Annotated in this window: 11 protein-coding genes; 10 read left to right on the forward strand and 1 reads right to left on the reverse strand. The window is 72.6% G+C overall.

Features of this window, described 5'->3' with window-relative positions:
* Nucleotides 1-16 precede the first annotated feature (16 nt).
* From ABIA35_RS42720 to ABIA35_RS42760, 9 genes are all read left to right on the forward strand, one after another.
* Complete coding sequence (locus ABIA35_RS42720; protein WP_370361833.1) at nt 17-1,030, forward strand: ABC transporter substrate-binding protein; 1,014 nt, start codon at nt 17-19, stop codon at nt 1,028-1,030.
* A 38-nt stretch (nt 1,031-1,068) separates the two neighbouring features.
* Nucleotides 1,069-2,292: an LLM class flavin-dependent oxidoreductase gene (locus ABIA35_RS42725; protein WP_370361807.1), complete on the forward strand. Its 1,224-nt coding sequence runs from the start codon at nt 1,069-1,071 to the stop codon at nt 2,290-2,292.
* The gene (locus ABIA35_RS42730; protein ID WP_370361809.1) at nt 2,289-3,146 is read left to right on the forward strand and encodes a 3-hydroxybutyryl-CoA dehydrogenase; all 858 of its coding nucleotides are present in this window, start codon (nt 2,289-2,291) and stop codon (nt 3,144-3,146) included. Before ABIA35_RS42725 ends, ABIA35_RS42730 begins: the two co-directional genes overlap by 4 nt.
* A 12-nt stretch (nt 3,147-3,158) precedes the next feature.
* On the forward strand, nt 3,159-4,445 hold the full coding sequence (locus ABIA35_RS42735) for an aminotransferase class I/II-fold pyridoxal phosphate-dependent enzyme (RefSeq protein ID WP_370361810.1): 1,287 nt from the start codon (nt 3,159-3,161) through the stop codon (nt 4,443-4,445).
* Complete coding sequence (locus tag ABIA35_RS42740) at nt 4,442-6,049, forward strand: carboxyl transferase domain-containing protein (protein ID WP_370361811.1); 1,608 nt, start codon at nt 4,442-4,444, stop codon at nt 6,047-6,049. Before ABIA35_RS42735 ends, ABIA35_RS42740 begins: the two co-directional genes overlap by 4 nt.
* 14 nt (nt 6,050-6,063) lie before the next feature.
* Nucleotides 6,064-8,052, forward strand: a complete 1,989-nt coding sequence (locus ABIA35_RS42745) for a biotin carboxylase N-terminal domain-containing protein (protein ID WP_370361812.1) — start codon at nt 6,064-6,066, stop codon at nt 8,050-8,052.
* Complete coding sequence (locus ABIA35_RS42750) at nt 8,049-9,311, forward strand: ATP-grasp domain-containing protein (protein WP_370361813.1); 1,263 nt, start codon at nt 8,049-8,051, stop codon at nt 9,309-9,311. The genes ABIA35_RS42745 and ABIA35_RS42750 overlap by 4 nt, the downstream gene beginning before the upstream one ends.
* The gene (locus ABIA35_RS42755; protein WP_370361814.1) at nt 9,308-10,549 is read left to right on the forward strand and encodes an MFS transporter; all 1,242 of its coding nucleotides are present in this window, start codon (nt 9,308-9,310) and stop codon (nt 10,547-10,549) included. Before ABIA35_RS42750 ends, ABIA35_RS42755 begins: the two co-directional genes overlap by 4 nt.
* A 240-nt stretch (nt 10,550-10,789) precedes the next feature.
* Complete coding sequence (locus tag ABIA35_RS42760) at nt 10,790-12,049, forward strand: FAD-dependent oxidoreductase (protein ID WP_370361815.1); 1,260 nt, start codon at nt 10,790-10,792, stop codon at nt 12,047-12,049.
* Here ABIA35_RS42760 and ABIA35_RS42765 read toward each other — a convergent pair.
* Complete coding sequence (locus tag ABIA35_RS42765; RefSeq protein ID WP_370361816.1) at nt 11,976-12,926, reverse strand: DMT family transporter; 951 nt, start codon at nt 12,924-12,926, stop codon at nt 11,976-11,978. The two genes, ABIA35_RS42760 and ABIA35_RS42765, sit on opposite strands and share 74 nt — an antisense overlap.
* Nucleotides 12,927-12,974: 48 nt before the next feature.
* Between ABIA35_RS42765 and ABIA35_RS42770 the strand changes: the two genes are divergently transcribed.
* A complete protein-coding gene (locus ABIA35_RS42770; RefSeq protein ID WP_370361817.1) occupies nt 12,975-13,520 on the forward strand; it encodes a MarR family winged helix-turn-helix transcriptional regulator in 546 nt (181 codons plus the stop codon).
* Nucleotides 13,521-13,546 lie beyond the last annotated feature (26 nt).

The following is a 13,546-nucleotide window of genomic DNA, read 5'->3' on the forward strand; positions in this document are numbered from 1 at the left end:
GACCGTGCCAGTGAAAATGTCCGAGAAACCGCTCCGCCCGCTCGCGCCCGCGATCGCGGCCGCCCTCGGGCTGTCGCTGTCGGCCTGCGCCAGCAGCGCCTCGAACCATCCCGCCGCCGCCCCGGCCGCCGCCGGCTCCAGTGTGGTCCCCGTCGGCTCGCTGTCCAACGGGGCCGCGACCCCGGTCGATCTGAGCGTCGTGCAGCAGGATCAGATCCGTGCTGAGCTTCCGGCGTCGATCCGGGACGGCGGCCAGTTGCGGGTGGCCATCGGCGATCTGCCCGCCGGGACGCCGCCGCTGTTCTTCGTCGGCAGCGACCAGAAGACCCTCACCGGCTCCGAGCCGGACCTGGCCCGGCTGGTCGCCGGGGTGCTCGGGCTCAAGCCCACGTTCGACAACGCCACCTGGGACAACATGTTCGTGGCCATCGACAGCGGCAAGGACGCCGTCGGGTTCGCCAACATCACCGACACCGAGAAGCGCAAAGAGAAGTACGACTTCGCCAGCTACCGCGAGGACAACCTCGGCTTCGAGGTCCTCAAGAGCAACCCCTGGTCCTTCACCGGCGACTACCACGCCCTGGCCGGCAAGACGATCGCCGTGGGTTCGGGCACCAACCAGGAGAAGATCCTGCTGGAGTGGCAGACCAAGCTGCGCGCCGAGGGCAAGGACCTGACCGTCAAGTACTACCCGGACGCCAACTCGACGCTGCTCGCGCTGACCTCCGGGAAGATAGACATCTTCCTCGGCGCCAACCCGGGCGTGGCCTACCAGGTGACCCAGACTGCGAAGTCGCCGACGCCCACGCGCATTGCCGGGGAGTATTCCGGCGCCGGCGCCTCGTTGCAGGGCCTGATCGCCGCGACCACGAAGAAGGACAGCGGCTTGGCCAAGCCGATCGCCGACGCCGTCAACTATCTGATCCAGAACGGCGACTACGCCAAGTGGCTGGCGGCCTGGAACCTCGGCAACGAGGCGGTGCAGACCTCGCAGGTGAACCCGCCCGGCCTGCCGGTGACCAACTCCTAAGGCTCCCCCGCGACAATATCTTTGAAAGGGCTTCCGTCATGCCCGTGGAATTCCTCGGGATCGCCGCGACCAGCGATTCCTCCGAGACCCGTTCGCGGTCCGGCCCGAGTTTCGACAAGGACTTCACCCTGCGGCTGGCCCGCGCCCACGAGGAGTGGGGCTGGGACCGGGTGCTGTTCGCCTACCATTCCGGCAGTCCCGACCCGGCCGCCGGCGCCGCCTACATCGCCGCCCGCACGGACACCCTGCAGCTGCTGCTGGCACACCGTCCGAACTTGTCGTACCCGACGTACGCGGCCAAGGTCTTCGCGACCATCGACCAGATCAGCGGCGGCCGCGTCGCCGTGCACTTCATCACCGGGGGCAACGACGCCGAGCAGGGCCGGGAGGGCGACTTCCTGACCAAGGACGAGCGCTACGCCCGCACCCGGGAGTACATCGGCATCGTGAAGCAGGCCTGGACCTCGCACGAGCCGTTCAGCCACCAGGGCGCGCACTACGACTTCGCCGACTTCGTCAGCGACGTGTTCCCGGTCCAGCAACCGCGTCCGGCCGTGTCCTTCGGCGGCTCGTCGCCGGCCGCCTACCAGGCCGGCGGGGCCGAGGCCGACATCTACTGCCTGTGGGGCGAGCCGCTGGAGCAGACCGCCGAGCAGATCGCGGCGGTGAAGGCCGCGGCGGCCGCGGCCGGGCGGACCGACGTGCCCCGGATCCAGGCCGCCTTCCGGCCGATCATCGCGCCGACCGAGGAACTGGCCTGGGAGAAGGCGCACCGTGTGGTCGAGCGCATCGAGCAGCGCAAGGCCGCCGGCGGGCCGGACCAGCTGAAGCGCCGGCGGCTGCGCGGCCAGGCGCCGCAGAACACCGGGTCGCAGCGGCTGATCGAGATCGCCGGGCGCGGCGAGCGCTTCGACCGCGCGCTGTGGACCCGCACCGCCGCCGTCACCGGGGGAGCGGGCAACTCCAACGCGCTGGTCGGCACCCCCGAGACGGTCGCCCAGGCGCTGCTGGACTACTACGACCTCGGCGTGGAGATCCTCTCGGCCCGCGGCTACGACCTGCTCGGCGACGCGATCGACTTCGGGCGGTACGTCATCCCGATCGTGCGCGAGGAGGTCGCCAAGCGCGACGCCGCTCGTGCGGCCGAGCAAGAGGCCGAGCAAGAGGCCAAACGGGAAACCGAGCGGCGGGCCGAACACGCGGCCGCGAGCGCGAGCCAGGATCAGGACACGTCGGAGCGGCAGCTCGAGGTGACCCGGTGAGCGCGGGGATATTCCAGGTCGGTGTCGTCGGCTCCGGCACCATGGGCGCCGGCATCGCCGAGCTGTTCGCCCTGCACGGTCTGGACGTCCGGCTGGCGGTCTCCCGGCCGTCCTCGCTGACCGCGGCGCCGGTGCGCATAGCCGCTTCCCTGGACCGCCGGGTGGCCAAGGGCAGACTCACGCCGGACGAGCGCGACGCGGCGCTGGCCGCCATCGCCGTCACCGCCGACCTCGGCGCGCTGGCCGACCGCGAGTTCGTGGTGGAGGCCGTGGCCGAGGACGAGGGCGTCAAACAGAACGTCTTCTCCACCCTGGACAAGGTGCTCGACCCCGACGCGGTCCTGGCCTCGACCACCTCGGCGTTGTCCGTCACCCGGCTGGCCGGGGTGGTGGAGCATCCCGAGCGGGTGCTGGGCGTGCACTTCTTCAACCCGGTGGCGGTGATGGAGCTGGTCGAGCTGGTCCCGACCCTGCTGACCGCCGAGGCCGTGCGCGAGCGCGTCGAGGACTTCGTCACCGGGCTGGGCAAGAAGCCGGTGACCGTCGCCGACCGCAGCGGCTTCGTCGTCAACGCCCTGCTGATCCCCTATCTGCTGGCCGCGATCCGGATGGTCGAGTCCGGGTACTCCTCGGCCGAGGCGGTCGACCAGGCCATGGTGTCGGGCTGCGCGCACCCCATGGGCCCGCTCAAGCTCGCCGACTTCATCGGCCTGGACGTGGTCGCCGCCATCGCCGAGGCCCTGCACGCCGAGTCCCGCCAGCCGCTGCACGCCCCGCCGCCGCTGCTGTCCCGGATGGTCGAGTCGGGCATCCTCGGCCGCAAATCCGGGCGCGGCTTCCACTCCTACCTCTGAGGACTGCTTCCCATGCATACGTATATGAACATCAAGAAGCTCGCGAGCATCAGCGGGGACTTCTGGGACGTCACCGACCGGGCCGGCCTGTTCGGGCTCGTCGTCGCGGGCCTGGGGGACGGCCGGCACCGCCGCGCCGACGACGGCCACGAGTTCGTGAACATGTCCTCCTACTCCTACCTCGGCCTGGACACCGATCCCCGGCTGGTCCAGGCCGCCGCCGACGCGGTGCTGTCCGAGGGATCGCTGAACACCTCCACCTCCCGGATGCGAATACGCTTCGCCGCCTTAGAGGACGCCGAACGGGCGCTGTCAGAGCACTTCGACGTGGAAGCGGTGACCACCGCCTCGTGCGCGGTCGCGGCCTGGGCCAGCCTGCCGCTGCTGGCCTCCGGCCTGTTCACCGAGGACGTCCCGCCGGTGATGGTCTTCGACAAGAACGCGCACTTCTGCCTCAACGCGCTGAAGGCCGCCGCCGCCGACGAGGCACAGATCGTCACCATCGCGCACAACGACCTGGAGGCACTGGAGCAGCTGTGCAAGGAGCACCCCAAGGTCGCCTACGTCGCCGACGGGGTCTACAGCACCGGCGGCCAGGCCCCGGTCAAGGAACTGCTGCGGCTGCAGGAGAAGTACGGCCTGTTCCTGTACTTCGACGAGGCGCACGGCATCTCCACGCTCGGACAGCAGGGCCGGGGCCTGGTCCTGGAGGAGCTCGGCGGCCGGATCACCGACCGCACCATCATCATCGCCTCGCTCAACAAGGGCTTCGGCGCCTCCGGCGGCGCGATATTCCTGGGACCGCAGGGCTCTGACGAACGCAAGAACCTGGCGCTGCGCAACGGCCCGCTGATGTGGTCCCAGCGGGTCAACACCGCCGGGCTCGGGGCGATCAAGGCCTCGGTGGCGCTGCACGCGACCGAGGAGTTCGCCGGGCTGCAAAAGCGGCTCCAGGACAACATCGACCTGTTCGACGGCCTGGTCCAGACCGGGCAGAGCCACGACGGGCTGCCGATCCGGTTCGTCGAGGTCGGCAAGGAGGACGCGACGGTCCAGCTGGCTCAGCGCCTGCTGGAGCAGGGCTTCTACGCCTCCCCGATCTTCTTCCCGATCATCGGCCGCGGCCGGGCCGGTCTGCGCCTGATGCTGCGCGCGAACATGACCCGCACCGAGATCGAGACCTTCGCCGGGCTGCTGAAGGAGCTGCGCGACGAGCTCGTCCCGGCCGGTGCCGGTGCCGGTGCTGGGGACGCGGCCGGGGACGTGGCCGGAGTCACGGCCAGAGCCGACCGCCGGTGACCACCATCCTGCGCTCCCGCCTCGACCCGCGCTCCGAAGGCTACTTGCGCAACGTCCAGGACTTCGACGCCAAGCGCCGCGTGGTGGCCGACGCCCGGGCCTCCGCGATCGCCGGCGGCGACGCCCGGTCCCGGCAGCGGCACGCCGACCGCGGCAAACTCACCGCCCGCCGGCGGGTGGCCGGCCTGCTGGACGCCGGCACGCCGTTCCAGGAGATCGGGCAACTGGCCGGACACGGCGTCTACGAGCAGCCGGTGCCCTCGGCCGCCCTGGTGGCCGGCATCGGCGTGGTCGCCGGCCGGCCGGCGATGGTCGTGGCCAACGACGCCACGGTCAAGGGCGGCACCTACTTCCCTCTCACCGTCCGCAAACACCTGCGGGCCCAGGACATCGCGCGGGAGAACGGGCTGCCCTCGATCTACCTGGTCGACTCCGGCGGGGTGTTCCTGCCGATGCAGCAGGACCTGTTCCCCGACGAGCACCACCTCGGGCGGATCTTCCGCAACATCGCCGAGATGTCGGCGCTGGGACTGCCGCAGATCGCCGCGGTGATGGGGTCCTGCACGGCCGGCGGCGCCTACATCCCGGCCATGTGCGACGAGACGGTCATCGTGCGCGGCACCGGGACCGTGTTCCTGGGCGGCCCGCAGCTGGTGCGCGCCGCCACCGGCGAGGTCGTCGACGCCGAGACCCTGGGCGGCGCGGACCTGCACAGCCGCGTCACCGGCGTGGCCGACCACATCGCCGAGAACGACGAGCACGCCCTGGCGCTCGTGCGCGACATCGCCGCCCGGACCGCCGGCGCTCCGGTGCCCGCCCCGCCGGCCGTGCCGCGTCCGCCGCTGCACGACCCGGCCGAGTTGGCCGGCGTGGTCAGCGCCGGACTGCGCGAGCACATCCCGGCCCGGGAGATCCTGGCCCGGCTGCTCGACGGCAGCGAGTTCACCGAGTACCGGTCCCGGTTCGGGCCGACGATGGTCTGCGGGACCGGCCACATCGGCGGCTACCCGGTCGGCGTCCTGATCAACGACGGGGTGCTGTTCTCCGAGAGCGCGCAGAAGGCCACCAACTTCATCGAGCTGTGCGCCCAGCGCGCCATCCCGCTGGTGTTCCTGCACAACATCAACGGCTTCATGGTCGGCGCCGAGTACGAGGCCGGCGGCATCACCAAGCACGGCGCCAAGCTGGTCAACGCCGTGTCCTGCGCCGCGGTGCCGAAGTTCAGCGTCGTGGTCGGCGGCAGCTACGGCGCCGGCAACTTCGCGATGTGCGGGCGCTCGATGGGGCCGTGGCAGATGGCCATGTGGCCGAGTGCGAAGTCCACCGTGGTCGGCGCCGAGCAGACCGCCACGGTCATGGCCCTGATCCGCTCCGACCAACTGGCCAAGGAAGGCAAGACCCTGAGCCCGGAGGAAGAGGAGGCGATCCGCAAGCCGATCATCGACGCCTACGAGGAGCAGGCGCAGCCGCTGTACTACGCGGCCCGGCTGTGGGTCGACGCCATCATCGACCCGGGCCAGACCCGGGAGTGGCTGACGCTGTGCCTGGCCACCGCCGCCGGTGCGCCGCCGCGGCAGACCAGCTTCGGCGTATTCCGGATGTGACGGGGGAGACGCGGATGTTCAAACGAGTCCTGATAGCCAACCGCGGCGAGATCGCCCGGCGGATCGCCCGGACCTGTCGCCGGCTGGGCATCGAGTACGTCGCCGTGTACTCCGAGGCGGACCGCTTCGCCGCGCACCTGGACGGCGCGGTCGAGCAGGTCGCGATCGGCGGCGCCGCCGCGGCCGACAGCTACCTGAACATCGAGGCGATCGTCGAGGCCGCGCTGCGCACCGACTGCGACGCCGTCCATCCCGGCTACGGCTTCCTGTCGGAGAACCCGCGCCTGGCGGAGGCCGTGGCCCGAGCCGGCCTGGTCTTCGTCGGCCCCGGCGCCGAGACCATCGCCGCGATGGGGGACAAGGCGCGCGCCAGGACACTGATGGCGCAGGCCGGCGTCCCGGTGCTCCCGGGATCCTCCCAGGCCACTGATTCCCTGGCCGTGCTGGCTCAGGAGGCCGAGCGCATCGGTTTCCCTGTCATCCTCAAGCCGGTCGCCGGGGGAGGAGGCAAGGGGATGGCGGTCGTCGCCGACGCCCCCGCGCTGCCCGAGGCGGTCGAGCAGGCGGTGCGGATCGGCCGCAGCGCGTTCGGCGACGGACGGCTGCTCGTCGAGCGCTATGTGGCCCGGCCGCGGCACATCGAGGTGCAGGTGTTCGGCGACAGCCACGGGAACGTCGTCCACCTGTACGAGCGCGAGTGCTCGTTGCAGCGGCGCCATCAGAAGATCGTCGAGGAGGCGCCCGCGGCCGGGCTCGCCGCCGATGTGCGCGAGGCGCTGTTGGCGGCCGCGGTCCGCGGAGCCGAGGCGATCGGCTACGTCAACGCCGGGACGTTCGAGTTCATCCTGGACGGCGAGGACTTCTTCTTCCTGGAGGTCAACACCCGCCTTCAGGTCGAGCATCCGGTGACCGAGGAGGTCACCGGCGTCGATCTGGTGGAGTGGCAGCTGCGGGTCGCCGGCGGCGAGCCGCTGCCGCTGGCCCAGCAGCAGATCGCGGTCAGCGGGCACGCCGTCGAGGCCCGCGTGTACGCCGAGGACCCCGAGGCCGGGTTCAGGCCCGCGCCGGGATCGGCCGCCGCCGTCCGGTGGCCCGGGGGAGTGCGGGTCGAAGCAGCGTTCGACGACACTCCGGAGGGCCCGCAGGCCGGGGCGCACGGGACCGCGACCGTCCCGCCGTTCTACGACCCCATGATCGCCAAGCTGGTCGCGCACGGAACGAACCGCGACGCGGCGCTGCGGCAGCTCACCGGCGCGATCGGGCAGACCACGGTGGCCGCGCTGACGACCAACCTGGGCTTCCTGGCCGGGCTGCTGGCCGAGCCCGAGGTCCTGGCCGGCCGGCTCGACACCCACCTGGTGGACGACCTCGTGGCCGGGTCCGCCCACCGGGGCTGCACCCGGCTGGCGGTGGCGTGCGCGGCCGCGATGGACGTCCCGGTGCCGGATTCGCCGTGGACCGGCTCGATCGGCGCCTTCGGCCGCGCGGATCTGGACCCGGACGCCCCGCTGGGCCGGATCGTCGTGCGCGGCGACGATCGCGAATGGCAGGGCCGGCTGGCCGGCGCGTCCGCCGACCTGGCACGGGTGACCGTGGACGGCCAGACGCTGCGGGTCCGGACCCGCGGACGCGGACACCTGTTCCACGGCACCGTGGACGACGTCCCCTGGACCGGGCTGCGCACCGCCGACGGCTACGACATCACCGTCGGCGGCTATCGCAAAGCCCTGGCCGTCCCGTCCTTCGCCGAGGACGGCGCGCGCGGCTCCGACGGCGCGGTGCGCATCGACATGCCCGGCACCGTGGTCGCCGTCCCCGGCGCGGCCGGCGATCCGGTCCAGGCCGGGGACGTCCTGGTGGTCGTGGAGTCGATGAAGTTGGAGAACCGCGTCCTGGCCCCGTTCGCCGGCGTGCCCGACATCCGGTGCGCCGTCGGCGACGTGGTGGCGGCGGGCCAAGTCCTGGCAGTCGTGAAAACCCCCACAGCGGAAGGTGCGAAGTGAAGAACCTGTTATTCGTCGGCGGTGCGCGTCCGGTGCCGATCAGCACGGTCATGGCCGAGCAGGCCCTGGCCCAGGCGCGGGCCCGGGGGATCCGCACGCACGTGGTGAACCGGCCCGACGCGCTGGCCGGCACCCCTACCGTCAGCGCGGCCGCCGACGCGGTCTCGGCGGTCGACTTCGTGCCCCCGGAGCAGACCGTGGCCTGGGCCCGGTCCCGGGCCGCCGATGGCGAACGGTTCGACGCGGTGTTCGCGCTGCAGGAGATGGCGCAGGTGGCCGTCGCCGAGGTGGCCCGGGCGCTGGGGGCGCCGGGCAACGAGCCCGAGGCCGTGCGGCGGATCCGGACCAAGGACCTGTGCCGTGCGGCGCTGGCCGAGGCCGGCTTCGCGCAGCCGGCGGTGCGGCTGTGCGCCGACGCGGGCGCGGCGGAGGAGTTCCTGGCCGGATCACCGGGGCCCTGGGTGGTCAAGCCTCGCGACGCGATGGGGAGCATCGGGGTCAGCCTGGTGCGCGCGGCCGCGGACCTGCCCGGCGCGGTCGCCGCGCTGCCGAACGACGCCCCGTTCCTGGTCGAGGAGTTCGTCGAGGGCCCCGAATTCAGCGTCGAAGGGGTCTTCCTCGGCGGCGAGCCCCGCATTCTGGCCGTCACCGCCAAGGAGAAGGCGCCGCCGCCGTTCTTCGTCGAGGTCGGGCACGTGCTGCCGGCCGAGCTCTCCGAGACCGACCACGACCGGATCCAGGACCGGGTGACCGCGGCCTTGTCCACGCTGGGCCTGCGCACCGGGGCCTTCCACGTCGAGCTGTGGCTCACCGCCGACGGGCCGGTGCTCGGCGAGGTGCACGGCCGCTTCGGCGGCGACTGGATCCACACCATGCTCCAGCACGCGATCCCGGACCTGGAGGTCTTCGGGCTCGTCTTCGAGGACATGCTGGGCCTGCCGGGCACGCACACCTCCCTGGTCCCCACGCGCGGGGCCGCCGTCCGCTACCTGGTTCCGCCGCCGGGCTGGGTGACCGCGATCGAAGGGTGGGAGGAGGTGCTGGCGCATCCCGCGGTCCTGCACGCCCAGCTGCTGGTCGCCCCGGGCGACACCATCAAGCCCCTGCGGCAGTCCTCCGACCGGGCCGGCTTCGTGGTCGTCGGCGCGGACGACCCGGCCCTGGCCCGCAAACTGGCGGCCGAACTCGTGGACTCGGTGCGCTTCGTGGTCCAGGACGCGCCGGCCGACCGGCTGCCGGGGCTGTGGTCGCTCACATGAGGCTCCCCACCCTGCCCGGAATCCCTCTGCCGGAGGCCGGGCCCCGGCGCGTGCTCGCGGTCGCGACCGCGGTGAACATGACCGGCTACGGCGTCTACCTGACCGCCAGCGTGCTGTACTTCACCCGCGCGATGGGGCTGGCCGCGTCCCGGGTCGGCATCGGGCTGACGGTGGCCGGCGCCGTGGCGCTGGCCGCCGGGGTCCCGGTGGGGCACCTCGCCGACCGGCGCGGCGCCCGCGGGTCCTACGCGCTCACGCTGACGGCCGCGGCCCTGGCGATGGCGGGGCTGTGCCTGACCCGCGGCTTCTGGCCGTTCCTGGTCTTCGCCTCGGTCGCGGCCATCGCCCAGAGCACCGGCCCGGCCGCCCGCGGCCCGCTGGTGAAGCACTACGGCGGCGACCGCCCGGCCGAGTACCGCGCGTATCTGCGCGCGGTGACGAACATCGGCATCGCCCTCGGCGCGGTCCTGGCCGGTTTCGGCATCCAGGTCGGCACCCGCCGCGCGTATCTGGTGCTGCTCGCGGTGAGCGCGGCGTGCAGCGCGGTCGCGGCGGGTGTCGTGCTGCTGCTGCCGGCCCTGCCGCCGGAGCCGGCCGGCCGGGGGCGCAGGTGGATAGCGCTGCGCGACCGCCCCTACCTGGCCCTGACGCTCCTGGACGGCGTGATGGCGATCCAGTTCCGGGTCCTGACCGCGGCGATCCCGTTGTGGCTGCTCAGCCGCACCCACGCGCCGCGCTGGTCGGTCTCGGCGGTGATGCTGGTGAACACCGCGATCGTGGTGGTGTTCCAGGTCCGGGCCAGCCGGAGCATCGACACCCCGAAGGCCGGCGGCCTGGCCTTCCAGCGCTCCGGATTCGCCTTCCTGGCTTCCTGCGCGATCTTCTCGACCCTGGCGGGCCTGCCGGGCTGGCTGGTGGTCGTGCTGGTCCTGGCCGGCGTCGTCGTGCACACCGTCGGCGAGATCTGGCAGTCGGCCGGCGGCTTCGAGCTCTCCTTCGCCCTCGCGCCGAGCCACGCGGTGGGCCAGTACCAGGGGCTGTTCGGCATGGGCATGGGCCTCGGCGTGACCATCGGCCCGGGGCTGCTGATCGGCCTGTGCATCGACTGGGGCACGCCGGGCTGGTGGCTCGTCGGCGCGATGTTCGCCGGCACGGGCCTGGCGGTGCCGGCGGTCGTGAGGTGGTCCGAGCGGCGGCTGTCCGCGCCGGTCCCGCAGCCGGGGTTGGTCAACCGCTGACCGGCCCGGCCGTGACAGGGGTCAGCGGTGGTGCGGGCAGGCGGGCCGGCGACTTCAGCCACAGCGCCACCGCGCCGGCTCCCAGCACGGCGATCGCCGCGCCGCCGGCCAGGCCCCAGCGCGCGCCCCAGTGCTGGCTGATCCAGCCGGCGACAATTTGAGGATCGAGCTGCGTCGGCGCCGCATCGTGTGATGCTCTGTCATCTCCACAAGTTTCGTATGGATTAGGACGGCACGACTGTGTCAGACGTCGTAGTAGTGGGAGGCGGGGTCATGGGCTCCGCCACGGCCTGGCAGCTCGCCTCCCGCGGTTTCGCGGTCACGCTGTTGGAGCGGGCGACCCCGGGCCACACCGAAGGCAGCTCCCATGGCAGCTCCCGGATCTTCCGTCTCGCCTACCCGCAACCGTTCTACGTCTCGCTGGCAGCCCGGGCCCTGCCTCTGTGGCGCCGGGTGGAGCGGGAGTCGGGCCGGGAACTGCTCACCCTGACCGGTGCGGTCGACCACGGTGCGCCGGAGTCGATCCGGGAGCTGCACGCTCAGCTGAGCGTGGCCGGCCACGCTGCCCGCATCCTGAACCCGGACCAGGCTGCCGAGCGCTGGCCCGGTCTGCGCTTCGACGCCGGTGTGCTCTTCCACGCCGCGGCCGGCCGGATCCATGCCGACGACGCGGTCCTGGCCTTCCAGCAGGCGGCCGTGGTGCGGGGCGCGGAGGTCCGGCACCGGGTGCGGGTCGCGAAGGTGCTCCGCGCCCGGGCCGGCGGGGTCGAGGTGGTCACCGACGACGGCGAGGTGGTCACGGCGGATGCCGCGGTGATCGCGGTCGGCGGTTGGGCTTCGGGCCTGGCCGCTCGGTCCGTGTCCGGACTGCCGCCGCTGCGGGTCACCCGGGAGCAGCCGATCCACTTCCCGGCAGCCGACCCGCTGAACTGGCCGAGCTTCATCCACCACCCGGGAGCGGGACTGCGCGCCGGCGCCGGGGTCTATGGAACGGGCAGCCCGGACGGGGTGAAGGTCGGCTTCCACGGCGTCGGCCCGGTGGTGCACCCCGACGCCCGCCCCGGCGGCATCGACCCGGCCGCACAGCGCCGGGTCCAGGAGTACGCCGACTTCTGGCTGCCCGGTGTCGATTCCCGCACGCCGACCGCGACCACCTGCCTGTACACCACCACGCCCGACCATGATTTCGTCGTCGACCGCGACGGTCCGATCACCGTGCTCGCCGGTTTCTCCGGACACGGATTCAAGTTCGCGCCCGCCATCGGCTCCCTGGCGGCGGACCTGGTGGCGGGGCACCCGGGTGTCGGCCGGTTCGCCCTGGGCCGCACATTCGCAAGCGTTCCCGAGTCGACGCCCACGCCCGCACCCGTATCCACACCGACACCGGCGCCGGCCCTCCGTTCGGCCCGCCGTCGGCAGAAGGTGATCAGCGGTCCTGTCCGCATCCAGCTTCGACGGCACGGTGACCGTATCGACCGCGGAAACGACCGGCGCGAGTGAGCAGCGACCGGGCCGGGCCGGCGTCGCGACTGCCGTCCCCCTGCCGCCGTCCCAGCAGGATCCCGCCGATCACCATCGCCAGGCCGCACAGCTGGCGCGTGCCGAACGACTCCCCGGCGACGAGCGCGCCCAGCAGTACGCCGGCAACCGGATTCAGCAGCCCGAGCAGCCCCACCGTCGCCGCCGGCAGGTGACGCAGGCCGCCGAACCACAGCGCGAACGCCAACGCGGTGGCGACGAACGTCGAATACCCGAATCCCAGCGCCGCCGCGCCGCTGATCGCCGGCGGTCCGCCCTCCACGGCCACCGCCACGGGGAGCAACATCAGGCCGCCCGCGGTGAGTTGCCAGGCGGTCAGGGACAAGGCGTCCGCTCCGTCCCGCCAGCGCGCCGACAGCACGTACCCGACCGACGAGACGAGCATGGCCGCCGCCGACGCCGCGACGCCTCGAACACTGATCGCGCTGTCGCCGCCGATCATGAGAACGACGCCTGCCAGCCCGACGAGGGCTCCGACCAGGTGCGTGCGGCGTGGATGCTGCCCGGCCAGCGCCCACGCGATCAACAGCATCGCCAGCGGCGAGGCGGCCATGATGCTGGAGGCGACGCTGGTGGGCAGGAGCTCGGAGGCTATGTAGAGCAGGACGAAGAACGTCGTCGTGTTCATCAGCGCCAGGACCGCCGAGCGCCACCACCACACCCCGCTCGGCAGCCGTCGGGTGAGGCCGAGCAGGACCAGGCCGGCCGGCAGCGCGCGCAGAGCGGCGCCCCACAGCGGGCGATCGGCCGGCAGCAGCGAGCGCGTGACGTAGTAGTTGGCGCCCCAGGCCAGCGGCGCGACCGCGGTGAGGGCGATCCATCGCCTTGTAGCTTCCACGGAAGGAACAATAGCTTCCATGGAAGTTATTGCGATACACTCGCCGACGTGCCGGAACACAAGCAGTCGTCGCAAGACCGGGTGGCGCAGATCCAGGAAGAGTGGCGCCGCGAGCGCCCCGACCTCGACGTCTCGCCGCAGGCCGTCATCGGCCGCCTGCACCGCCTGGCCGCCCGCCTGACCGGCGAGCTCACCCTGGTCTACGAACGCTACGGCCTCGGCGAGGGCGAGTTCGACGTCCTGGCCGCCCTGCGACGCGCCGGCGACCCCTTCGAACGCGCCCCCGGCGAGCTGGCCGCCCACACCATGGTCACCACCGGCGCCATGACCAAACGCATCGACCGCCTCGAACAAGCGGGCCTGGTCACCCGCCGCCGCGCCGACACCGACGGCCGAGGCCGCGTCGTCGCCCTCACCGCCCCCGGACGCCGCCTGATCGACGAGGCGTTCACCGCCCACATGCGCAACGAGCACCGCCTCCTGGGCGTCCTCACCCCCGACGAATCCGCCGCCCTGGCCACGTTGCTCGGCGCGTGGCAGGAGCGGCTGGAGGGGGAGGGGCCGGAGGGCGTGCCGGGCGCGGCGGACAGGTGACTGGGCACGAGCCCCCCGGCACTGGT

Source organism: Catenulispora sp. MAP12-49 (assembly GCF_041262705.1).
Lineage (GTDB): Bacteria > Actinomycetota > Actinomycetes > Streptomycetales > Catenulisporaceae > Catenulispora.

Bases quoted from the DNA above. Each gene is read 5' to 3' on its own strand.
- ABIA35_RS42720 (WP_370361833.1), top strand. From the start codon at position 17: ATGTCCGAGAAACCGCTCCGCCCGCTCGCGCCCGCGATCGCGGCCGCC.
- ABIA35_RS42725 (WP_370361807.1), top strand. From the start codon at position 1,069: ATGCCCGTGGAATTCCTCGGGATCGCCGCGACCAGCGATTCCTCCGAG.
- ABIA35_RS42735 (WP_370361810.1), top strand. From the start codon at position 3,159: ATGCATACGTATATGAACATCAAGAAGCTCGCGAGCATCAGCGGGGAC.
- ABIA35_RS42745 (WP_370361812.1), top strand. From the start codon at position 6,064: ATGTTCAAACGAGTCCTGATAGCCAACCGCGGCGAGATCGCCCGGCGG.
- ABIA35_RS42755 (WP_370361814.1), top strand. From the start codon at position 9,308: ATGAGGCTCCCCACCCTGCCCGGAATCCCTCTGCCGGAGGCCGGGCCC.